We start from the raw sequence: 21,196 nt of genomic DNA on the forward strand, positions 1-21,196 counted from the left end.
TGAGTTAGCGCAACGTGAGCGCTCTGGGTGGATGTGCTCCGGGGTGGGGAGCGAGGTTCGGTCGATCAGTCCTCGGGGTGGGTCTCGAATGCCCGCTCAAGCATGGGCGACACGATCCGTGTCTGCCACTCGCGGACCCCGTGGGAGCGGAGCGCCTGCGCGAACGCGTCGGCCGTGTACGACTCCGGCGGCGTCCACACGACGCGGCGAAGGGGGTCGGGCGAGCAGACGTTCTCGACCGGGATCGTGTGATCGGTGGCGAAGGCGGTCAGCTCGGCCCGCGTCGCGGCCAGGCGCGCCGCCGCGAGGGGGTCGCGGTCGGCCCACACCTTCGGCGGGGGCGGTCCGTCGTTGCGCGGGGCGGGAACGGGCAGCTGGTCCTCGGGAAGCTCGCTCGCGCGCGCCACGGCCGCGAGCCACGCGCGCTGGTGGCGCTGGATGGCGCGGTGCCCACTGGGCAGGTCGGCCGGGGTCGTGGGGACGGCCGTCGCGATGTCGACGAGCGCCTGGTCGGGGATGATCCGACCGGGGGAGACGTCGCGCTCACGGGCGATCTGGTCGCGGGTCTCCCAGAGTTCGCGCACCAGGGCCAACGGGCGCGGCTGACGCAGTTTGTGGACTCCCGACGTGCGACGCCACGGGTCGGTCTTGACGGCCGGCGTCCACGTCGTGAGGGCGGCGAACTCCTCGCGGGCCCACTCGTGCTTGGACTGCTGGGCGAGGTCGACGCCCATGAGGTTGCGGACCTCGACGAGCACCTCGACGTCGAGCGCGGCGTAGCGCAGCCACGGCTCGGGCAGCGGACGGGTTGACCAGTCGACGGCCGAGTGCTCCTTGGCGAGCGCCAGCCCGAGGTAGTGCTCGACGACGGCGGCGAGGCCGACCCGGGGGAGACCCAGCAGGCGCGCCGCGAGCTCGGTGTCGAAGAGCTGCTGCGGACGCAGGCCGACCTCGGCGAGGCAGGCGAGGTCCTGGGTCGCGGCGTGCAGGATCCACTCGGCTCCGCCGATGGCCTCGTTGAGCGGGCTGAGGTCCGGCAGGGCGATCGGGTCGACGAGCCATGTGCCGGAGTCCTCGCGGCGCAACTGGACGAGGTAGGCGCGCTGTCCGTAGCGGTAGCCGGACGCGCGCTCCGCGTCGATCGCGACTGGGCCGTAGCCACCGGCGATGGCGTCGGCCGCCTCCATGAGTTCACGCTCGGTGGTGAGCACCGGGGGTACGCCCTCGGCGGGCTCCTCGAGGCGCTCGGTCGGGGGCGGCGGGGGAGCCTCGGGTTCGTCGGGTGCGATGGCCGTCTCGTCGTCGGTCATGGGCGCCTCAGCGACGACGTCCGGGGAGCGCGATGACCCCGTCCGGCAGTGGCGGCAGCCCGCCGATCGTGCACAACAGATCGGCCCAGGCCTCGAGGTGCCCGCCGACGTCGGGTCCTGCGGGCGTCCAGGACGCGCGGATCTCCATGTCGACGGTGGCGGGGCGGTCGGACAGGTCGGCGAAGCTCTCCGAGACCACGCGCGTGACCGTTCCGGCCTCAGCCGTGTAGTCGAGGCCGTGGTCGGCGAGGGAGTCGGTCAACCACGACCACCCGACACGGCCCAGCATGGGGTCGTTGGCCAGCTCGGGCTCGAGCTCGGCCCTGCAGAAGGTGACGACACGCCACGTGCCGGCCCACGGCTCGGGGGCGGCGGGGTCGTGCAGGAGGACGAAGCGCCCGGTGGCGAGCTCGTTGTCCTCGTCGGACGCATCGATGACGTCGCCGGTCATCGCCACCGCGTAGGGCGCGATGCGCGAGGGCGCGGGCACCTCGGTGAGCCGGACCTCCGGCCGCAGCCGTGCCGCGTGCAGGCCGCGCAGGGCCTGCGCGAAGTCCGGCGACTGTGCGCCGGTGATCGAATGACTAGCCACGCCTGCAGGGTAGGCCGCGACCGGGCCGGTCCTGCGATGCCACGCCGGGGTACCGTCGGCGCGTGCTCGCCCTCCTCGGCCTCGGATCCTCACTCGTCTGGGGCACCTCCGACTTCGTCGGTGGCCTCCTCACCCGGCGCCGACCGGCAGCGGCGGTCGTCGGCTGGTCCCAGGCCATCGCCTTCGTCGTCCTCACCGCGCTCGTCCTCGTGCGCGGCGACCTCTCCTGGGGTGGGTGGGGTCTGCCCGGGATCGCTGCCGGGCTCACCGGGGCGGGGGCCCTGATTTGCTTCTACGCGGCGCTCGCGGCGGGAACGATGGGTGTCGTCGCCCCGATCGCCTCACTGGGCGTCGCCGTGCCCGTGGTCGTCGGCCTCGCTGCCGGGGACCGCCCCGGACCGCTCGCCATCGTCGGGATCGTCGTCGCCGTCATCGGGGTGGTCCTCGCCTCGGGTCCGGAGCTGCAAGGGGGCGTCTCGGCGCGCCCCGTTGCGCTCGCCGCGTTGGCCGGCGTCGGCTTCGGCCTGACCTTCGTCTTCCTCGACCTCGGCGCGGAGCACTCGCTCCTGCACACCCTGTGGGCCATGCGCACGACGTCCGCGGCCCTCTTCGCCACGGCCGCCCTCGTGCTGCGCACGACGGGCGGGATCACCCGCCGGGACCTGCCGGTGCTCGCGGGCGTCGGCCTGGCCGACCTCGCCGCCAACGTCCTCTTCGCGCTGGCCGCCGGGTCGGGCCTCATCAGCGTCGTGAGCGTCCTGGCGTCGCTCTATCCCGTCGTCACGGTGCTGCTCGCGCGCGCCTTCCTGCACGAGCGACTGCGCCCGATCCAGCTCTGGGGGGTCGCGCTGACGATGCTCGGCGCCGCCACCCTCGCCGGTGCCTGAGCGGCCCGTGGGAGGATCGCCCGCGTGACCACCCCTTCGTCGAGCAACCTCGTCCGCGCCGCCCGCCGTCAGCCCGTCGACCACACGCCGGTGTGGTTCATGCGGCAGGCGGGCCGGTCCCTGCCGGAGTACCGCAAGGTCCGTGAGGGCACCGCGATGCTCGAGGCGTGCCGTACGCCCGACCTCGTCACCGAGATCACGCTCCAGCCGGTGCGCCGCCACGGCGTCGACGCCGCCATCTTCTTCTCCGACATCGTCGTCCCGCTCGCGGCCGTCGGCGTCGACCTCGACATCGTGCCGGGCACCGGCCCGGTCGTGGCCCAGCCCGTGCGCAGCCGCGCCGACCTCGACCGGCTGCCGCCGCTGACGCCCGACCTCGTCCCGGACATCACCGAGTCGGTGCGCCAGATCGTCGGGGAGCTCGGGGAGATCCCGCTGATCGGTTTCGCCGGGGCCCCCTTCACGCTGGCGTCCTACCTCGTCGAAGGCGGTCCGAGCCGCAACCACGAGCACACGAAGGCGCTCATGCACGGCGACCCGCAGCTGTGGTCGGACCTGTGCGAGCGACTCGCGGCGATCTCCGGTGCGTTCCTGCGCGTCCAGGTCGAGGCCGGCGCGAGCGCCGTGCAGCTCTTCGACTCCTGGGTCGGGGCCCTGCCGCTCGCCGACTACGAGCGCTTCGTCGCCCCGCACTCGCGGGCGACCTTCGCCCACCTCGACGGGCTCGATGCGCCCAAGATCCACTTCGGCGTCGGGACCGGCGAGCTGCTGCCGGCCATGGGTGCGGTCGGCGCCGACGTCGTCGGGGTCGACTATCGGGTCTCTCTCACGGACGCCCTCGCGCGTCTCGACGGCTCGTATGCGGTGCAGGGCAACCTCGACCCCGCGCTCCTCTTCGCGCCGTGGGAGGCCCTCGAGGTTGAGGTCCGACGGATCGTCGAGGAAGGTCGCGCGGCGCCGGGCCACATCTTCAACCTCGGTCACGGCGTCCTGCCGACCACCGACCCCGAGGTCCTCACCCGCGTGGTCGACCTCGTCCACGAGATCAGTGCTCGCTGACCGAGGAGCCCGCTGACCTCACCCCGGGTTGGGGACCGCTGATGTCCCAAACCCGGGGATGGGGCGCTGCGGTCGGGTCAGGCCGAGCGCCTGGCGGCGCGGCGACGCGCGAACAGCACGAGCGGGACACCGATCAGGGCGAGCAGCACCAGCAGGGGCAGCAGGCCCCCGAGCGCGGTGATGATCAACGCGGTCACACCCATGAAGGCGTCCCACCCGGCGGCGAAGGCGCTCCCGAGCGTGCTGGTCTCGTCCGGCACCGCGCTCACGAGGGCGGGGTCGGTGGTGAGGCTCACCGTGACGGACGAGCTCGACACCCGGTCCGCCAGCGAGTCGAACTGCGACTGCAGCGCCTCGAGGTCCGCTTCGCGTCGGGCGAGTTCGTTCTCGAGGGTGATGACCTGCTCGAGCGCCGTCGCGTCGTCGAGGAGGGCGCGGACTCGGGCGATGCTGCGCTCCATGGTCTTCAGGCGCGACTGGGTGTCGGTGTACTCCCAGGTGACGTCCTGGGTGCTGCTGTCGCGGCTGATGACGTCGCCGATCCGAGACAGACGCGTCACGACCTGGTCGAGATCCTTGCTCGGGACGGACAGGACGAGCACCCCGTAGTTCTGGGCCGTTGCCCCAGCCGGCGAGCCGCCGCCCACGCTTGGCTGGCCCGTGTCCGACTCCGGTGACCCGTAGTCGTACCCGTACGGGTAGGGCGAGGACGTGCCGAGGGACTCGGAGACGAGCGTGCCGCCGGTGGCGAGGCTGATCGCACGCACCTCATTGGCGGCCTTGGTGACGTCGTCGACCTCGAGCGACAGACGGGCGTCCCGCACGAGTTTGGCGTCAGAGCGGGGCCTCGGCGCGGCCGCCGTGGAACCTTGGCCCGATGCCTGGCCGGCGGAGCCGTTCGCCTTCTGCCCGGACGACTCCTGCCCGGCCGCCTGCTGATCCGACGCCTGCTGGTCCGCTGACTGCGGGGCGGACTCGGCCTGCTGCTGGGACATGTCGGACACCGCGGCGTCGGATCCGCCGCCTTCTGCGCCGGAGCACCCGGCGAGGACGACGGCGGCGGCGGCCGCCGCGAGGGCCGCCTTCGATCGAACGATGCGAATGGTGCGTGTGGTCGTCATGGCGACGTCCCTCCCAAGGTGGTCGGTGGCTGTGTCGGGTGTGATGCCTCACGGGCAGCCCCCGGTTCCCTCCCCGGGGTCACGGTGCGGTCACGCCGGTGGCACAGTGGCGGCATGTCGCGCGTCATCGTCATCGGAGCCGGGGTGGCGGGGCTGTCGTGCGCCCGCGCCCTCCTCGAAGCGGATCCCGCCACGGACGTCGTCGTTCTCGAGGGCAGCCCACGCGTGGGGGGCAAGCTCCACCGCGCCGAGGTCGCCGGTGTCCGGGCCGACGTCGGCGCCGAATCCATCCGTGCCCGCGGCACCGACGCCGACCCATGGTTGCGCCGACTGGGTTTGGGTGACCTCATCACCCACCCGCGCCCGGTGCCCGCGGCCATCTGGTCACGCGGCCGGTTGCACCCCGTCCCGCGCGGCACGCTCATGGGCGTGCCCGGCGACCCCGAGACGGCTCGCGGTCTGCTCACCGACGCCGAGGTCGACCGCCTGGCCGAGCGCCGACCCGTGACCCCACTCGTCGGGGACGCCAGCGTGGCGGAAGTCGTCGCCGGTCAGGTGGGCCGGGCCGTCGTGGACCGCATCGTCGAGCCCCTCTTCGGTGGGGTCTATGCCGGGAGGCCGGACGACATGTCGCTCGCGGCGACCATGCCGGCGCTGCACGCGGCAGCCGTGACGGGGGAGTCGCTCCTCGACGCCGCGGCAGCGGTCGCCGGCGCCGGCTCCGCCACGCGCGAGTCCGGCGGCGCCGGCGCCTCGCAGCCGATGGTGCTGGGGCTCGTCGGCGGGACCGGGGGTCTGGCCGACGCCCTCGCCGACGACGTGCGTGCCCGTGGCGGACGGATCGAGCTGTCGACGACGGCGCGGGGACTGCACCGCCGCACCGTCGACGGCGCCGACGCCTGGGAGGTCGTGACCGGTCCGGTGCCGGACCCTCGATCGTGGTCGGCCGATGCCGTCGTCATCGCCGTCCCGGCGGCGCCGGCGTCGCGCCTCCTGCGCGACGTCGCACCGGCGGCCGCGGCCGAACTCGCGGGCATCGAGTCGGCGTCAATGGCCGTCCTCACCTTCGCGCTCCCGCGGACCGAGGTCGGCGACCTGCCCGGGTCCGGCTTCCTCGTCCCGTCCGTCGACGGCCACACCATCAAGGCGAGCACCTTCTCGTCAGGGAAGTGGGCCTGGGTCGACGAGGCCGACCCCGACCTCTACCTGCTCCGAGCCTCGATCGGTCGGGCGGGGGAGGTCGCGGCGCTCCAGCGCGACGACGAGGACCTGCTCGCCCTGGCGCTCGCGGAAGTCGGTGAGGCGCTGGGACGACAGTTGCCCGCGCCGGTGGCCACGCACGTGCAGCGGTGGGGCGGGGGGCTGCCGCAGTACGCGGTCGGACACCGCGACCGGGTCGCAACCGTCCGGGCCGACGTCGCGCGCCACCCCGGGCTCGCCGTCGCCGGAGCCGCCTACGACGGGGTCGGTATCGCGGCCGTCATCACGACGGGGGAGCGCGCGGCCGCGGACGTGCTCGCCTACCTGGCGCCCCGCGCCTGACCCCCCTTCCCCTCCCCGCCTTCGCCCCGTCCCCCACGCCCCTTCCCGCCTTCGCCCCATCTGTCACACCGATATCGGGTCACCCGATATTCGCTGCGTTACCCGACTTCGCATGTCGGGTGAAGCGCACGTTTGTCGGGTGAAGCGGCCGAGCGACCTTCGTCCACACCCGATGACGACGGACGAAGGTCGCCCACACGCGCCCTCGGGCCCGCGTCAGCGACGCGCCGTCCGGCCACGCTCGGGGGCATGTCCCCAGACCTCGACGCCGTCCCCGCTGAACTCCTCGCCCTCAGCGCCACCCAACATGGGCTCTTCACGACGCGTCAGGCCGCGCGATCTGGCGTCGGGCGGGCGGGCCTGCGCAGCCTGCTGGACCGCTCGCACATCGCGCGGGCTTGCCGAGGCGCCTACGTCGTCGGCGGCCGGCTGCCCGAGCGAGCCATCGAGCGACACCTGTTGCTCGCGCGGGCTGGGCTCCTCCTCTATCCCGACGCCGGCCTTGTGGGCGTCAGCAGGCTCGCCGAGGCTGGAATCCAGATCTGGGGCGCCACCCTGGATCGCGCGCTCCTGTGCCGACCGGTGACGTCGGAGGTGCTCACGAACTCCTTCCGCGTGCGTCCGCCCTCGATGCAGATCGGTCGGGGTGCCCACGCCCAGAGCCTGGCTGGGGCACTCGTCCAGTTGGCCCTCGACAACGGCATGAGCGCCGGTGTCGTCTCGGCCGACCATGCGCTGCACGAGGGCCGTGTCACGCGCTCCGAGCTGGAGCGCTGTGTCCGGGAGGTGCGGGGCTGGCCGCGCTCGTCCCGCGCGATGGCCATGCTCGACTTCGTCGACGGACGGAGCGAATCGCCTGGGGAGTCGAGACTGCGGATCGTCGCGGCGACCGTCGGGCTTGACCTCATCCCGCAGGTGGAGATCCGCGATGACCTCGGTCGACTCGTGGCACGGGCCGACTTCCGCGTCCGCGGCACGAAGGTGCTGCTCGAGTTCGACGGGATGGTCAAGTACCGGGAGGGTGGTCCGGCGGCGCTGGTGGCAGAGAAGAAGCGCGAGGAATCATTGCGCCGACTCGGGTGGCGGCTCGTGCGTGTGACGTGGCCCGACCTCGAGGCGCCGACCTGGCTCATCGGGACGCTGCGGGAGTTGGTCGAAGTCCAGCGCTACGCAGATGCCCGGCGCGAGGGGCGGGTCCCGGGCGCGGCGCAGCCCGCTTCACCCCAGTTGCGCAGCGTTACCCGACATGCGAACCCGGGTAACGCTGCCGATATCGGGTGACCCGATATCGGTGTGACGCGTGGGGCGTGACGCGGGGGTTGGGGCGGGGGCGCGGGCGTGGGGCGAAGGGGGGAAGCCGGCCGGTCAGTTCGCCGGGCGCAGGGTCATCGAGATCGAGTTGATGCAGTAGCGCTGGTCGGTCGGGGTGCCGTAGCCCTCGCCCTCGAAGACGTGCCCGAGGTGACCGCCGCAGCTCGCGCAGCGCACCTCCACGCGCTTCATGCCCATCGTCGTGTCCTCGATGTACTCCACCGAGTCACCCGCGAGCGGGGCATAGAAGGAGGGCCAGCCGCAGTGGCTCTCGAACTTCGTCTCGGACGTGAAGAGCTCGGCGCCGCAGGCACGACAGGCGTACACCCCTTCGGTCGTGGTGTCGGTGTACTCGCCGACGAACGGACGCTCGGTGCCGGCCTCGCGCAGGACGTGGAACTCGGCGGGGCTGAGCTCCTCGCGCCACTGCTCGTCCGACTTGCTGACCGGGTACTCGCGCGGTTGCTCCATGCCTCGATCATGACACCTGACCCCGCCGCGCCGCACCGGTAGCCTCGGCGCATGAGCGCTGCCGAGACCCTGGACGTCGCCGGACCGGGCGGCGTCACGCGCGCCGTGCGGGTGTCGAGCCCCGACCGGGTGCTGTGGCCGGCGACGGAGGCGGGGCCGGCGATCACGAAGGTCGACCTGGCGCGTTACGTCATCGCCGTCGGCGAGCCGCTCCTGCGGGCCGTGGGGGACCGGCCGGTGACCTTGCAGCGCTTCCCCTCGGGCATCGAGGGCGAGGAGTTCTACGCCAAGAACCCGCCGCGCGGCATGCCGGAGTGGGCGGGCACGACGATGTGCACCTACCCGAGCGGGCGCTCCCACTCGCAACTCGTCATCGACGAGGTGGCCACGGCCGTGTGGGCCGTCCAGATGAACACCATCACGTTGCACCCGTGGCCCGTGCGCTCCGCTGACAACGACAACCCCGACGAGCTGCGGATCGACCTCGATCCCCAGCCGGGACGCACCTTCGGCGACGTCGTGGAGGCCGCCCTCGCGCTGCGCGAGGAGCTGTCCGACATCGGCCTCACCGGGTTCGCCAAGACCTCCGGCAACCGGGGCGTGCACGTCTTCGCCCGGATCGCCCCCACCCACGAGTTCCTCGACGTCCGACATGGCGTCATCGGCATCGCCCGCGAACTCGAGCGCCGCCTGCCCGACCTCGTGACGACGTCGTGGTGGAAGGAGGAGCGCGGCGACAAGATCTTCGTCGACTTCAACCAGGCCTGCCGGGATCGGACCATCGCGTCGGCGTGGAGTCCGCGACCGCTGCCGGGCGCCCCGGTCTCGACGCCCGTGTCGTGGGAGGAGTTGCCCGACGTCGCGCCGGGCGACTTCACGGTGCACACCGTCCCAGACCGGCTCGCGGCGGTCGGTGACGCGTGGGCGGCGATGGGGGAGAGCGTCGGTGACGTCACCACGGCCCTCGCCCTCTGGGAGGCCGACCTCGAGCGCGGGCTGGGCGAACTCAACTTCCCGCCCGACTACCCGAAGATGCCCGGTGAGCCGCGGCGCGTGCAGCCGAGCAAGAAGCGCAACGACCTGCCGGACCCCGAGGACCGCTGACGGGCGAGGACCGCTGACGGCGGACCCGCGCGGGTCCGTCAGTCCGTGAGCACCTCGGAGAGGTCGTAGGCGCTGGCCCGATCGACCTGGTCGATGGTGCAGCTGCGCGGCTCACGGTCGGGACGCCACCGCAGGAACGTGACGGAGTGCCGGAAGCGCCACCCCTCCATCTGGTCGAAGCGCACCTCGACGACCCGCTCGGGAGCGAGCGGCACGAAGCTGACGTCCTTGCTCGAGGAGAAGCGGGACCGATCGGTGGCCGCCGACTCGACCTCGCCGCCCTCGTCGCGCCGGACGAGGGGCGCGAGCTCCTCGACGAGCTCGAGTCGGCGGGCGTTGGTGAAGGCTGCGATGCCGCCGACATTCCGCAGGACGCCGTCGTCGTCATAGAGGCCGAGCAGGAGCGACCCGACGCCCTGGCCCGACTTGTGCACGCGGTAGCCGACGAGCACGGCGTCGGCGGTGCGTGAGTGCTTGACCTTGACCATCGTGCGCTTGCCGGGCGTGTACGGCGCCGCGAGCGGCTTGGCCACGACGCCGTCGAGCCCCGCCCCCTCGAACTCCTCGAACCATGCGCTCGCCAGCGCCGCGTCGCGCGTGATCCGCGTCAGGTGGATCGGGGAGCCCGCGACCCGGGACCGGAGCACCTCCTCGAGCGCCGCACGCCGCTCGGCGAAGGGGGCCTCGATCAAGGAGTCGTCGCCGAGGGCGAGCAGGTCGAAGCACACGACCTCCGCGGGTGTCTCCGCGGCCAGCTTGCGGACCCGGGACTCGGCCGGGTGGATACGTGCCGTCAGCGCCTCCCAGAAGAGGTGCTGAGCGCCCGGATCCCCGGACCGGACGACGATCTCGCCGTCGACGAGACAGCGCTCGGGGAGGTGTTCCTTGACGGCCTCGACGACCTCGGGGAAGTAGCGCGTGAGCGGCTTGCTGCCGCGGCTGATCAGCTCGACCTCGTCGCCGTCCCGGGCCACGAGGCACCGGAAGCCGTCCCACTTCGGCTCGTAGGCGTACCCACCGGCCACGGCGTCCGCGGCGGGCACCTCCTTCGCGGCCTTGGCGAGCATCGGTTGGAGGGGCAGCTGCACGGGGAGATCCACATCGGACATTGTCGCCCGACCTGCCACAATGTCGAGGTGTGAGCAGTCGTGTGCGTGAGAGTCGTCCCGGGGTGAGCCCTCGACGCGCCTCCCGCGCGCTGCGCTCGGCTCCGCGGAAGGTCGCCCGGAACCGCGGGGTGCGCAAGGCTGGTGTCGTCACCGGCGTCGTGGCGGGGTCGGCCGCGGTCGGCGCCACGTCCGCCTGGGTCGGCCTGGCCACCTACGTCGCCCGGCGGGTCCTCACGCCCGATCGGCGCCGACCCGACGACACGGCCATCCGGGCCATCCACACCGACAGCATCACCCTCGAGGTCGGTCCCGACACCTTCGTCCCCGGTCGCTACGGCCTGTGGTTCGACGGGCGGAAGGGGCACCTGCGGTTCGGTGAGGTGCTTGAGGTCAACCGGCGCGCGGGCACCGTGCGCCGACGGCTCCTGGGTGTCGACTTCGGCGTCCTCCAGCCCGGCCCCGCGCGCTTCGACTCCTACTTCCACGCGGCCCCGCCCGAGCGCGCCCTGGGCCTGCCCACCGAGGACGTCACGGTGCCCGCGGCGCTCGGACCGATGCCGGCGTGGATCGTGCCCGCGGAGGAGCCGACGACCCGGTGGGCCGTCCTCGTCCACGGGCGCGGCGCCACCCGCGAGGAGACCCTGCGCGCGGTTCCCGCCCTGCACGCCGAGGGGCTGACGTGCCTCGTGCCGTCGTACCGCAACGACGGCGACGCCCCGTCGGGCCCGGACGGGCGCTACAACCTCGGGCTGTCCGAGTGGCACGACATCGAGGACGCCGTCCGGCTCGCGCTGGCGCGGGGCGCGACCGAGATCGTCCTCGTCGGCTGGTCCATGGGCGGCGCCATCGTGCTGCAGTTCCTCGACCAGTCCGAGCTCGCGGACAAGGTCTCGCGGGTCGTCCTCGACGGTCCGGTCGTCGACTGGGGCGACGTCCTCGAGCACCACGCGCGCCTGCACCGTGTCCCCGATCGGATGGGCCGGTTCAGTCGGCAGCTGATGGGTCGGAACTGGTCCAAGCGACTCGTCGGCGTCCACGACCCCGTCGACGTCGCCCGCACCAACTGGGTGGCGCGCGCCGAGGAGCTGCACCATCCGATCCTGCTCATCCACTCCCGCGACGACGAGTTCGTCCCGGTGGGGCAGTCCGAGGCGCTGGCCGATGCCCGCCCGGACCTCATCCGCTTCGAGCCGTGGTCACTGGCACGGCACTGCAAGGAGTGGAATGTCGACCCGGCCCGCTGGGAGCGTGTCGTGCGCGAGTTCGTGCGCGACTGAGTTCGTCCAACGCCGAGTTCGACAAACCGCGAGGTCAGCGGCGCGTCGACCACAGGCCGAGCAGTGTCCCGTCCTCCTCGAGGAGCGACAGGAGACGCGCGTCGCCCGCGACGGCGGCGCCGTGCGCCATCCGGGGGTGGTCGCCACCGAGCAGGCGCGGCACCCACGTCAGCGCCACTTCGTCCACGAGCCCGGCGGTGAGCAGATCGGCGTGGAGGCTGGGGCCCCCTTCGCACAGCACCCGGCGCAGGCCCTGCGCCGTCAGACGCTCGCGCACCGCCGAGAGGTCGACGGCGTCGTCGCCGAGGATCCACACGTCCTCCTCGCCGAGTGCCTCGCGGGCCGCGTCGAGTGCGGCTTCACCCGCCGCGCGGCAGGTCACGAGGACGCCGCGACCGCGACCATCGCCGGTGATGGCCAGGCCGCCCGGTACCGACCCCGAGTGGGAGACGACCACGAGCGGCGGCGGCTCGCTCACCTCGTCCGCGGTGATGGTCTCGTAGCCCTCCGCGCGGGCCGTCCCGGCGCCGACGAGGACGGCGTCGCAGAGCGTGCGCTGCAGGGCGAAGACGCGGTTGTCGGCCGCGTTGTTGATCGTCCCGGAACGCCCGTCGTGGCCGGTCGCGGCGCCGTCCAGCGTCGTGACGAAGTTGGTCCGCAGGGTCGGCGTGTCGGGGAAGGCGTAGAGCGCTGCGAGCCGGTCGTCGTCGAGGCTCTCGCCCGCGGTGGCCGGGACGGGGAGGAGTTGGCGCATGGGCCCAGTGTGCCTGCCGCGCCGCCAGAGCGCCGGTGCTGCGGGCCCCTCTGCGGCGCCCGGAATGCCATGATGCCGACATGGCCAAGAAGGACGCAGGCAAGAAGAAGGACACCACCGAGGGCAAGGGCGCGGCGGGGAAGGACGCCACGCTCAAGGAGGAGATCGCCGTCGACGCCACGGCCGCGGAGGAGACCATCGCCGACGCGATCGACGTCGTCCCCGGCTCGTTCATGGACGCGCTGCGCGTGCGCGAGGGATTCGACCTCGCCGCGCTCGACCCGCGCTCGACCCCCGGCTTCGACGGGGACAAGGTCGCGGGCAAGGAGGCGATGGCGACCCTCGCCGCCGGCGTGAGCGAGCTCCAGGAGCGACTCTTCGCAGCGTCGAAGGGCGGCAGCACGGACGCTGTGCTCCTCGTCATCCAGGGCATGGACACGTCCGGCAAGGGCGGGATCATGCGGCACGTCGTCGGCGCCGTGGACCCGCAGGGGATCGCGCTGCGGGCGTTCAAGGCGCCGACCGCGGAGGAGCGCAAGCACTCCTTCCTGTGGCGCATCCGCAACGCCCTGCCCAAGCCCGGGCTGATCGGCGTCTTCGACCGCTCGCACTACGAGGACGTCCTCATCGTGCGCGTCCACGACCTCATCCCGCGCGCGCAGTGGATGCGACGCTACGGGCAGATCAACACCTTCGAGAAGAAGGTCGTCGACCAGGGCACGACGATCATCAAGGTGATGCTGCACATCAGCTCCGACGAGCAGAAGGCCCGGTTGGGTGAGCGACTCGAGCGCCCGGACAAGCACTGGAAGTTCAACCCCGGCGACATCGACGAGCGCACGCACTGGGAGGAGTACCAGGAGGCGTATCAGGCACTGCTGGACAAGACGTCCACCGACACCGCGCCGTGGTTCGTCGTCCCGGCGGACCGCAAGTGGTACGCGCGGCTGGCCGTGATGAACCTCCTGCTCGAGCACCTGCGGGCGCTCGACCCGCAGTGGCCCGAGGCCACCTTCGACGTCGCGGAGCAGAAGGAGCGGCTCGCCGCGACCTGATCGATCGGGTCGCCACCGCCTCGCCCGGGCGCCGTCAGGAGACGGTGGCCCGGGCGATCGCGTCCCCGGACGCGGATCGCACCACGTCGGTGGGCAGGGTCCCGAAGCTCATGCCGTGCTCGCCACCGAGCCGACTGCGGACGAAGGCGGCCGCGATCGCCGTGGGGGAGTGGCGCACCATGAGCGCGGCTTGCAGGGTGACGGCGAGTCGCTCGACGAGGCGGCGGGCGTCGGTCTCGGCATCCTCGGGGCGCAACGACCCGAGGCTTGCGCGAGCCTCGTCGATGGCCCGGTCGAGGGTGGCGTCGGCGCCGCGCGCGAGGTCGAGTTCCGCCACCAGGGCCGCCACGGCAGCCGGCTCCCGCGTCGCGGCCCGCAACACGTCGAGGGCATTGACGTTGCCCGAGCCCTCCCAGATCGAGTTGAGCGGCGCCTGACGATAGAGCCGCGCGAGGCCGTGCTCCTCGACGTAACCGTTGCCGCCGAGGCACTCCAGCGCCTCCGCGATCATCGGGGCGGTGCGCTTGCACACGTGGTACTTCCCGACGGCCACGCCGATCCGCGCCAGGTCGACCTCGCCGCCGTCGACCGCGGTGGCCAGGCGCAGGCCGAGCAGGGACGCAGCCTCGGACTCGAGGACCAGGTCGGTGAGGACGTTGCGCATCAGCGGTTGGTCGACGAGCAGCCGGCCGAAGGCGCTCCGGTGGCTCGTGTGGTGCACGGCGCTCACGAGGGCCGCCCGCATCGTCGCGGCAGATCCGAGGACGCAGTCGAGGCGGGTCGCGCCGACCATGTCGATGATCGTCCGCACACCATGACCCTCCTCACCGACGAGGGTTCCCCACGTGCCGTCGAACTCGACCTCGCTGCTGGCGTTGGAGCGATCGCCCAGCTTGTCCTTGAGTCGCTGGAGGGCGAAGGGGTTGCGCGTGCCATCGCCGAGGACGCGCGGGACGAGGAAGCACGAGACACCTGCGGGCGTCTGGGCAAGGACGAGGAAGGCGTCGCTCATCGGCGCGGAGGTGAACCACTTGTGGCCGGTGAGCCGGTGGGTGTCGCCGGCGAGTGGTCCGTCCGCCACGCGGGCCGCGGTCGTCTCGTTGCTGCGGACGTCGGAGCCTCCCTGCTTCTCGGTCATGCCCATGCCGGCGATGGCGCCGTCCTTGTCGGTGACGTCGCGCAGCCCGAAGTCGTAGGTGCGCGAGGCAAGCTTGGGCTCCCACGCCGCGGCGAGGTCGGGGGAGTGGCGCAGGGCCGGCACGGCGGCGTACGTCATCGTCACGGGGCAGCCGTGGCCCGCTTCGACGCCGGTCCACGCGAGGTAGCCGGCGGCGCGGCGGACGTGGGCGCCGCTGCCGAGGGGGCGCGTCCACGGCTCGGCGGTGAGGCCCGCGCCGACCGCCGTGTCCATGAGGTCGTGCCACGCCGGGTGGAGACTCGACCTCATCGACGCGGTGGCCCCAGCGGTCGTGCGTGCGCAGCCGTGGCGGGTTGGTGTCGGCCTGCTCGGCCCAGATCCGGGCCTTCTCGCTGCCGGCGATCGCGCCCAGCTCGGTGAGCTCGTCGATCGCGGCGGGGCGTTCCCCTTCCGGGATCCACCGGTCGACGGCCTCGCCGAGCAGCGGATCGCTGCGGAAGGTGTTGTGTCCGGTCATCGGCGGGACCTGGTTGACCACGCGGTGTGTCGCCATCGGGTCAGGATAGGTCGCGGCTCCCAGCCCGATAGGTTGGCGCCATGTGGTTCGGGCAGACGTTCCGGCGGTGGCTCGCCCCCGTGCCCGGAGGTGTGGCGCTCGGTGAGCTGATCACCGCGACGGTCCGCATCTGTCAGCGTCACCGGGCGACGGGCCTCGCGACGGAGGCGGCCTACTTCGCGCTGCTGTCGCTGCCGCCGGTCCTGCTCGGGGTCTTCGGCGGCGTCGGCTACGTCGGCGATCTCATCGGCGAGGACAACGTCGCCCGGGTGACGGAACGGATCGCCGACTACGCCAGCCGGGTCTTCACGCCCGAGATCATCGACTCGCTGTTGCGCCCGACCGTCGACGACGTCTTCAGCGCGGGCCGTTCCGACCTCATCTCCGTGGGGTTCCTGCTGTCCCTGTGGTCGGGCTCGCGGATGCTCAACGTGCTCCTCGACACCATCGCCATCATGTACGGCCAGGGCGGCGCCCGCGGCATGGTGCAGACCCGTGTGATGAGCCTGTCGATCTACTTCGGGGCGATCGCCTCGAGCGTCGTCCTCATGCCGCTGCTGCTCATCGGTCCGGATTGGCTCGCCGCGCTGCTGCCGGAGCAGGCCTCCTGGCTTGCGCTGCTCTACTGGCCCGTCGTCTCGGTGCTCGCCGTCGTCAGCATCACGACCCTCTTCCACATCGCGACACCGCAGCGGTCTCGCTGGCGGAGAGACCTCCCTGGCGGGCTGCTCACGCTTCTGCTGTGGGCCGCCGTCTCGTGGGGGATGCGGCTGATGATCGAGATGTCGCTCGGCGGGACGTCGATCTACGGACCGTTGAGCACACCCATCGTGCTGCTCATCTGGCTCTACTTCCTCGCCCTGTCGATCCTCGTGGGGGCGGCCTTCAACGCCGTCATCCGGTCGCGCTTCCCGATCATGGACGCGGACCGGAGCATCGCGGCCGACTGATCCCGACTCGTCTCGTCCGTGCGAGGGACGTTGTGGCGCCGTCGGATCGGGGCCGGGGGGCGGTGTTCACGCTCAGTTTGGTTTTCGCGAGGGATGTGGGCTAATGTCTGTCCGCACCCAAGGGAGCGAAAGCCCCCGAGGATTGTGCGGATGTAGCTCAGTTGGTAGAGCGCAACCTTGCCAAGGTTGAGGTCGCCGGTTCGAACCCGGTCATCCGCTCGGAGGGTTTAGCCGCCCCCAGTGGTGGAGTGGCCGAGAGGCGAGGCAACGGCCTGCAAAGCCGTGTACACGGGTTCAAATCCCGTCTCCACCTCGATGAAAGACCCCTCACGGGCGATTGGCGCAGCGGTAGCGCGCTTCCTTGACACGGAAGAGGTCACTGGTTCAAACCCAGTATCGCCCACCAGCACGAACAAGCCCCCGGCCCTCCACGGCCGGGGGCTTCGTGCGTCACAGGTGCGTCAGGAGCATCCGGTGGAGCGCGTGTTCGCCGAGGGACGCCCCAGCCGAAGCCGGACCTCGATCATCCGTAGGATCGTGCGCCATGAGTCCCACGTCACGCCCCCTCCTCACGACGGGCGGCGGCTCCTTTCTGCGCGACGGACAGCCGCACCAGATCATCAGCGGCGCCATCCACTACTTCCGGGTCCACCCGAGCCTGTGGGAGGACCGGCTGCGTCGGCTGCGGGCCATGGGGCTCAACACGGTCGAGACCTATGTCGCGTGGAACTACCACGAGCGCACCCGCGGCCAGGTGGACTTCACCGGCCCGCGCGACCTCGCCGCCTTCGTCCGGATCGCCGGCAACCTCGGGCTCGACGTCATCCTTCGGCCCGGGCCGTACATCTGCGCCGAGTGGGACTTCGGCGGCCTGCCGGCCTGGCTCATGAAGGACGCCCCGGCGGCTCTGCGCGCGTCCGACCCGGACTACCTCGCCGCGCTCGACACGTGGTTCGACGCGGTCGTGCCGGTCATGCTGCCGCTGCTCGCGACCAACGGGGGACCCGTCGTCGCGGTCCAGATCGAGAATGAGTACGGCTCCTACGGCGACGACGCCGCCTACCTCGAGCACTGCCGGCGGGCGCTCGTCGACCGGGGTGTCGACGTGCTCCTCTTCACCTCCGACGGCGCCAGACCGGACTGGCTGCACTCGGGCACGATCCCCGGCGTCCTCGCGACCGCCAACTTCGGCTCCCGCTCGCAGGAGGCCTTTGCCGAGCTCCGCAAGGTCCAGCCCGAGGGGCCGGACATGTGCATGGAGTACTGGAACGGCTGGTTCGACCACTGGGGCGAGCCGCATCACGCCCGCGACCCGCAGGACGCGGCGCAGGTGCTCGACGACATGCTCTCCGCGGGGGCCAGCGTCAACTTCTACATGGCCCACGGCGGCACGAACTTCGGGCTGTGGAACGGCTGCAACGTCGAGGACGGCAAGCTCCAGCCGACCGTCACGAGCTACGACTACGACGCGGCCGTGGGGGAGGCCGGTGAACTGACCCGCAAGTTCGAGCTCTTCCGCGACGTCATCGCGCGCTACGTGCCGGGTCCGTTGCCGGAGGCGCCGGCGCTGCCGGAGCGGCTCGCGGCGCAGGAGGCGACGATCGACGGCTGGGTCGCGCTGCGCGACTGCCTCGACGTCGTGGCCCCCGAGGGTGCGCGGCACGCCCCGCTCCCGCTGTCGATGGAGGACCTGGACCAGGACCACGGCCTCGTGTTCTATCGCGGCTCCGTCCTCGTGCCGCCGGACGGCCGCGACCTCGTCCTCGATGGGCTGGCCGACCGCGCCACGGTCATCGCCGACGGGGAGGTGCTCGGCGTGATCGACCGCAACGACGAGCAGCACGCGCTCCCGTTGAGCCCCCGCGTCGACGGGTCCCGCACGGCCCTCGACGTCGTCGTCGAGAACCAGGGGCGGATCAACTTCGCCGCCATGCTCGGCGAGCGCAAGGGCGTGCGCGCCTTCCGGCTCGCGCACCGGCACATCCACGGCTGGGACAGCCACGCCATCCGGCTCGACGCGCCCGGCTTCACCGACGGACTGCCCTTCGCGGACGAGGCCGGGGCGGCCGGTCCCGTCTTCGCCCGGACGACGCTGAGCGTGCCCGAGCCCGCCGACGGGTTCGTCGCGCTGCCCGGATGGACGAAGGGGTTCGTCTGGCTCAACGGCTTCCTCCTCGGCCGCTACTGGGACGTGGGTCCGCAGGTGACTCTGTACGCCCCGGCCGCGCTCTGGCGGGCCGGGGACAACGAGGTCGTCGTCCTCGAGATGGCGTCACCGGGCACGACGGTGGAGCTGCGCGCCGAACCCGACCTCGGCAACTAGGGGAGCGCCAGCCGCCGTGGACACGGGCAGGGCTCAGTTCGGTCAGCGCGTCCTGACGGGCGTCGCCGCGATCACGCACGACCCGGCCGACGTCCAGTCGGGCTCGTGGGCGGTCGTGGCGACCTTCGAAGGGGAGTTCACGGCGGTTCGGTTCACGCGGACAGAGGTGCTGCCTGAATCCCGGGCCGACACCGAGGCACGGGGCGACGTCCGGGCCGAGACGCCCGAGACACCCGAGACACCCGCGTGGCCGGGGCTGGACGGACCCTGGCGCACGAGCCTCGACCGCGCGGCGTACACCGCCGGCGTCGAGCGGATCCGCGAGCACATCGCGGACGGCAGCGTCTATCAGGTCAATCTCTGCCGCGTCCTCGAGCACGACCTCCCGCCGGGGGCGGACCTCGACGGACTCGCCGCGCGGCTGCGGGCCGCGAACCCGGCCCCCTTCGCGGGTCGGATCGTCGTGCCCGAGGCCGGACTGGACGTCGTGTGCGCGAGCCCGGAGGCCTACCTGCGGCGGGACGGGGAGCGGATCGTCTCGAGCCCGATCAAGGGCACGGCGCCCACCCTGGCGGAGATGCTGCCCAAGGACGTCGCCGAGAACGTCATGATCGCCGACCTCATCCGCAACGACCTCTCCCGGGTGTGCGAGCCGGGCACGGTGGCCGTCGAGCGGCTCTGCGCCCCGGAGGAGCACCCCGGCCTCGTTCACCTCGTCACGGACGTCGCCGGCCGGCTGCGGGCGGGGACGACGTGGGCCGACGTGTTCGCGGCGACCTTCCCGCCGGGGTCGGTCAGCGGCGCTCCCAAGTCGTCGGCGCTGCGGATCATCGGCGACCTGGAGCCGGCGCCGCGGGGGCCGTACTGCGGGGCCATCGGGTGGATCGATGCCGACGCGGGCACCGCGGAACTCGCCGTGGGGATCCGCACGTTCTGGTCGACGGACGGTCCCTCCGGTCGCGTGCTGCGCTTCGGCACGGGGGCCGGTATCACCTGGGGCAGCGACCCCGGTGGAGAATGGTCGGAGACCGAGCTGAAAGCCGCGAGACTCATCCGTCTCGCCAGTGAGAAGGTGGCGTCATGAGTGGTGTGCGTGTGTGGGTGGATGGTCGGCTCGTGGGCGAGGGCGATCCCGTGATCGGCGCCCTCGATCACGGCGTGACGGTCGGTGACGGGGCCTTCGAGACGGCCAAGATCGACCACGGTCGGATCTTCGCCGGCCGGCGTCACCTCGCCCGGCTCGACCGGACCATGGCCGGTCTCGGCCTGACGGCGCCCGACCACGACCGGATCGCCGAAGGTGTCGAGGCCGTCCTCGCGGCGGGGGAGGAGATCGAGTTCGGTCGCCTCCGCTACACCGTCACCGGCGGCGCCGGCCCGCTCGGGTCCGACCGCGACGACTCGCCGCTGACCTACATCGTCACCGCGGCCGCCTTCCCGCGGCCCCCGGAGAGCGCCTCCGTGCACATCGTCGAGTGGACCCGCAACGAGCGCTCCGCCGTCGCCGGCCTCAAGACGACCTCCTATGCGGAGAACGTCGTGGCACTGGCCGCGGCGAAGGAGCGCGGCGCCATCGAGGCGATCTTCGGCAACAACCGAGGAGAGCTGTGCGAGGCGACGGGCTCCAACGTCTTCCTCGTGCGCGACGGCGCGATCCTCACTCCGCCGCTGGAGTCGGGCTGCCTGGCGGGCATCACGCGCGAGCTCGTCATCGAGTGGAGCCGCGAGGCCGGCCTCGAGGTGCGTGAGGAGACGGTGCCGCTCGGGGCCCTGCGGGAGGCCGACGAGGTCTTCATCACGAGTTCGACGAAGGACGTCCTGCCGATCCACGCTGTCGACGATGTCGAGTTCGGCGCGCCCGGTCCGGTGACGAAGGCGGCCGCGGCCGCCTTCGCGCGGTTCGCCGCGGAGCGGCTGGACCCGTGAGTCGGGAGGGGGTCGTGCCGGAGGAGACGACGCCCGACGGCCCCGCGACCTCCGATGGCACGGCCGGGGCCGACGGCATCCCGACGCCCGACGACGCCGAGCCGGGTGCCGGTCGAGACCATCAGGGCCATCGGCGGGGCTATCGCGACATCCGGGCCGAGCACCACGCGATTGTGCGGCAGGAGCTGCTGGAGCGGTTCGGCGAGAACGGGCGCCTCGACGACTTCGAGGACCCCATCCGGTGGCGTCGCGCGCTGCGGAGCAACCCGGTCACGGCCGTGGCGTATCGCGTCGTCATCGCCGTCGTGGGGTTGGCTCTCATCCTCGCCGGCGTCCCGATGGTCCCGCTCGTGGGGCCGGGCTGGGCGATCATCTTCGTCGGCCTCTTCCTGTGGAGCACCGAGTTCATGTGGGCCCGCAAGGTGACCCAGTTCCTCAAGGCCGAGGTCAAGGCGTTCGAGCAGTACAGCCGCGCACTGCCGTGGACGGCGAAGGTGCCGCTCCTGCTCGCGTCGGCCGCCTTCGGCTGGTTCTGCTTCTATTGCGCGCTGCTCCTCACCGGCGTGCCCAGTTGGACCCCGGACGTCCTCGAGCAGCAACTCATCCGCCTGCCCGGCCTGGGCTGATCACGGCGGGCGACGCTGGGCACGTCCGACGGGCGGCCCTGCGGCGTGGCCGATTTCGTGAGCGGCGCGCCGTTGGGTAGTCTTT

The 21,196-nt window shown here is 72.2% G+C and carries 19 protein-coding genes, 3 tRNA genes and 1 pseudogene; 15 read left to right on the plus strand and 8 right to left on the minus strand.

From position 1 onward, the window contains the following. Positions 1-65: 65 nt before the first annotated feature. Positions 66-1,310: an HRDC domain-containing protein gene (locus tag ACQBAS_RS05290; protein ID WP_427385342.1), complete on the minus strand. Its 1,245-nt coding sequence runs from the start codon at positions 1,308-1,310 to the stop codon at positions 66-68. Between the two features lie 7 nt (positions 1,311-1,317). After that, positions 1,318-1,902, minus strand: a complete 585-nt coding sequence (locus ACQBAS_RS05295; RefSeq protein WP_427385343.1) for a DUF3000 domain-containing protein — start codon at positions 1,900-1,902, stop codon at positions 1,318-1,320. Positions 1,903-1,964: 62 nt separating this feature from the next. Between ACQBAS_RS05295 and ACQBAS_RS05300 the strand changes: the two genes are divergently transcribed. Beyond that, entirely contained in the window at positions 1,965-2,789 is an 825-nt protein-coding gene (locus tag ACQBAS_RS05300) for an EamA family transporter (RefSeq protein WP_427385344.1), read from the plus strand. Positions 2,790-2,813: 24 nt separating this feature from the next. Continuing rightward, the gene (gene hemE / locus ACQBAS_RS05305; RefSeq protein WP_427385345.1) at positions 2,814-3,848 is read left to right on the plus strand and encodes a uroporphyrinogen decarboxylase; all 1,035 of its coding nucleotides are present in this window, start codon (positions 2,814-2,816) and stop codon (positions 3,846-3,848) included. Between the two features lie 77 nt (positions 3,849-3,925). Here the strand turns inward: hemE and ACQBAS_RS05310 are convergent, their stop codons facing one another. Beyond that, complete coding sequence (locus tag ACQBAS_RS05310; protein ID WP_427385346.1) at positions 3,926-4,969, minus strand: DUF4349 domain-containing protein; 1,044 nt, start codon at positions 4,967-4,969, stop codon at positions 3,926-3,928. 114 nt (positions 4,970-5,083) lie between these two features. Between ACQBAS_RS05310 and hemG the strand changes: the two genes are divergently transcribed. Next, positions 5,084-6,511 (plus strand): protoporphyrinogen oxidase, encoded by a 1,428-nt coding sequence (hemG, locus tag ACQBAS_RS05315; RefSeq protein ID WP_427385347.1) that lies wholly within the window; start codon positions 5,084-5,086, stop codon positions 6,509-6,511. A gap of 249 nt (positions 6,512-6,760) precedes the next feature. Next, positions 6,761-7,792 (plus strand): type IV toxin-antitoxin system AbiEi family antitoxin domain-containing protein, encoded by a 1,032-nt coding sequence (locus ACQBAS_RS05320; protein ID WP_427385348.1) that lies wholly within the window; start codon positions 6,761-6,763, stop codon positions 7,790-7,792. Between the two features lie 84 nt (positions 7,793-7,876). On the opposite strand, the gene msrB is transcribed toward ACQBAS_RS05320, so the two are convergent. Continuing rightward, entirely contained in the window at positions 7,877-8,293 is a 417-nt protein-coding gene (msrB, locus tag ACQBAS_RS05325) for a peptide-methionine (R)-S-oxide reductase MsrB (protein ID WP_427385349.1), read from the minus strand. Between the two features lie 51 nt (positions 8,294-8,344). On the opposite strand from msrB, the gene ligD reads away from it, so the two are divergent. Continuing rightward, positions 8,345-9,397, plus strand: a complete 1,053-nt coding sequence (ligD, locus tag ACQBAS_RS05330; RefSeq protein ID WP_427385350.1) for a non-homologous end-joining DNA ligase — start codon at positions 8,345-8,347, stop codon at positions 9,395-9,397. 38 nt (positions 9,398-9,435) lie between these two features. Here the strand turns inward: ligD and ACQBAS_RS05335 are convergent, their stop codons facing one another. Next, positions 9,436-10,464, minus strand: coding sequence for an ATP-dependent DNA ligase (locus ACQBAS_RS05335; protein WP_427385584.1), 1,029 nt, complete (start codon positions 10,462-10,464; stop codon positions 9,436-9,438). A gap of 104 nt (positions 10,465-10,568) precedes the next feature. Here ACQBAS_RS05335 and ACQBAS_RS05340 point away from each other — a divergent pair, with 104 nt between their 5' ends. After that, positions 10,569-11,783, plus strand: coding sequence for an alpha/beta hydrolase family protein (locus tag ACQBAS_RS05340; RefSeq protein ID WP_427385351.1), 1,215 nt, complete (start codon positions 10,569-10,571; stop codon positions 11,781-11,783). 34 nt (positions 11,784-11,817) lie between these two features. Here ACQBAS_RS05340 and ACQBAS_RS05345 read toward each other — a convergent pair whose 3' ends face one another. Further along, positions 11,818-12,537 carry a dihydrofolate reductase family protein gene (locus ACQBAS_RS05345; protein ID WP_427385352.1) on the minus strand — a complete coding sequence of 240 codons (720 nt, stop codon included), beginning with the start codon at positions 12,535-12,537 and terminating at the stop codon, positions 11,818-11,820. 80 nt (positions 12,538-12,617) lie between these two features. Between ACQBAS_RS05345 and ACQBAS_RS05350 the strand changes: the two genes are divergently transcribed. Next, complete coding sequence (locus ACQBAS_RS05350) at positions 12,618-13,592, plus strand: polyphosphate kinase 2 family protein (protein ID WP_427385353.1); 975 nt, start codon at positions 12,618-12,620, stop codon at positions 13,590-13,592. 34 nt (positions 13,593-13,626) lie between these two features. Here ACQBAS_RS05350 and ACQBAS_RS05355 read toward each other — a convergent pair whose 3' ends face one another. Together ACQBAS_RS05355 and ACQBAS_RS05360 are read right to left on the minus strand one after the other, a co-directional pair. Beyond that, the gene (locus ACQBAS_RS05355; RefSeq protein ID WP_427385354.1) at positions 13,627-15,039 is read right to left on the minus strand and encodes an acyl-CoA dehydrogenase family protein; all 1,413 of its coding nucleotides are present in this window, start codon (positions 15,037-15,039) and stop codon (positions 13,627-13,629) included. Positions 15,040-15,088: 49 nt separating this feature from the next. Continuing rightward, positions 15,089-15,283: pseudogene (locus ACQBAS_RS05360) on the minus strand (DNA alkylation response protein); the annotation flags it as partial. A 44-nt stretch (positions 15,284-15,327) separates the two neighbouring features. Here ACQBAS_RS05360 and ACQBAS_RS05365 point away from each other — a divergent pair. The 8 genes from ACQBAS_RS05365 to ACQBAS_RS05400 all read left to right on the plus strand — a co-directional run bounded on the left by ACQBAS_RS05365 (position 15,328) and on the right by ACQBAS_RS05400 (position 21,111). Continuing rightward, entirely contained in the window at positions 15,328-16,236 is a 909-nt protein-coding gene (locus ACQBAS_RS05365; RefSeq protein WP_427385355.1) for a YihY/virulence factor BrkB family protein, read from the plus strand. Between the two features lie 146 nt (positions 16,237-16,382). Next, positions 16,383-16,455, plus strand: a tRNA-Gly gene (locus ACQBAS_RS05370). Between the two features lie 23 nt (positions 16,456-16,478). Next, a tRNA-Cys gene (locus ACQBAS_RS05375) sits at positions 16,479-16,549 on the plus strand. 18 nt (positions 16,550-16,567) lie between these two features. Further along, positions 16,568-16,642 (plus strand) — tRNA-Val (locus ACQBAS_RS05380). Between the two features lie 138 nt (positions 16,643-16,780). Beyond that, positions 16,781-18,559: a glycoside hydrolase family 35 protein gene (locus ACQBAS_RS05385; protein ID WP_427385356.1), complete on the plus strand. Its 1,779-nt coding sequence runs from the start codon at positions 16,781-16,783 to the stop codon at positions 18,557-18,559. Positions 18,560-18,575: 16 nt separating this feature from the next. Beyond that, positions 18,576-19,643, plus strand: coding sequence for a chorismate-binding protein (locus ACQBAS_RS05390; RefSeq protein WP_427385357.1), 1,068 nt, complete (start codon positions 18,576-18,578; stop codon positions 19,641-19,643). Further along, complete coding sequence (locus ACQBAS_RS05395) at positions 19,640-20,485, plus strand: aminotransferase class IV (RefSeq protein ID WP_427385358.1); 846 nt, start codon at positions 19,640-19,642, stop codon at positions 20,483-20,485. The genes ACQBAS_RS05390 and ACQBAS_RS05395 overlap by 4 nt, the downstream gene beginning before the upstream one ends. Then, complete coding sequence (locus ACQBAS_RS05400) at positions 20,482-21,111, plus strand: PGPGW domain-containing protein (protein ID WP_427385359.1); 630 nt, start codon at positions 20,482-20,484, stop codon at positions 21,109-21,111. The genes ACQBAS_RS05395 and ACQBAS_RS05400 overlap by 4 nt, the downstream gene beginning before the upstream one ends. The last annotated feature ends 85 nt before the right edge of the window (positions 21,112-21,196 follow it).

Source organism: Janibacter zhaoxuefangae, from assembly GCF_050271985.1.
Lineage (GTDB): Bacteria > Actinomycetota > Actinomycetes > Actinomycetales > Dermatophilaceae.

Bases quoted from the DNA above. Each gene is read 5' to 3' on its own strand.
- hemG (WP_427385347.1), top strand. From the start codon at position 5,084: ATGTCGCGCGTCATCGTCATCGGAGCCGGGGTGGCGGGGCTGTCGTGC.
- ligD (WP_427385350.1), top strand. From the start codon at position 8,345: ATGAGCGCTGCCGAGACCCTGGACGTCGCCGGACCGGGCGGCGTCACG.
- ACQBAS_RS05320 (WP_427385348.1), top strand. From the start codon at position 6,761: ATGTCCCCAGACCTCGACGCCGTCCCCGCTGAACTCCTCGCCCTCAGC.
- ACQBAS_RS05345 (WP_427385352.1), bottom strand. From the start codon at position 12,537: ATGCGCCAACTCCTCCCCGTCCCGGCCACCGCGGGCGAGAGCCTCGAC.
- ACQBAS_RS05310 (WP_427385346.1), bottom strand. From the start codon at position 4,969: ATGACGACCACACGCACCATTCGCATCGTTCGATCGAAGGCGGCCCTC.
- ACQBAS_RS05350 (WP_427385353.1), top strand. From the start codon at position 12,618: ATGGCCAAGAAGGACGCAGGCAAGAAGAAGGACACCACCGAGGGCAAG.
- ACQBAS_RS05290 (WP_427385342.1), bottom strand. From the start codon at position 1,310: ATGACCGACGACGAGACGGCCATCGCACCCGACGAACCCGAGGCTCCC.
- msrB (WP_427385349.1), bottom strand. From the start codon at position 8,293: ATGGAGCAACCGCGCGAGTACCCGGTCAGCAAGTCGGACGAGCAGTGG.
- ACQBAS_RS05335 (WP_427385584.1), bottom strand. From the start codon at position 10,464: ATGCTCGCCAAGGCCGCGAAGGAGGTGCCCGCCGCGGACGCCGTGGCC.
- ACQBAS_RS05365 (WP_427385355.1), top strand. From the start codon at position 15,328: ATGTGGTTCGGGCAGACGTTCCGGCGGTGGCTCGCCCCCGTGCCCGGA.
- ACQBAS_RS05355 (WP_427385354.1), bottom strand. From the start codon at position 15,039: ATGAGGTCGAGTCTCCACCCGGCGTGGCACGACCTCATGGACACGGCG.
- ACQBAS_RS05385 (WP_427385356.1), top strand. From the start codon at position 16,781: ATGAGTCCCACGTCACGCCCCCTCCTCACGACGGGCGGCGGCTCCTTT.
- ACQBAS_RS05395 (WP_427385358.1), top strand. From the start codon at position 19,640: ATGAGTGGTGTGCGTGTGTGGGTGGATGGTCGGCTCGTGGGCGAGGGC.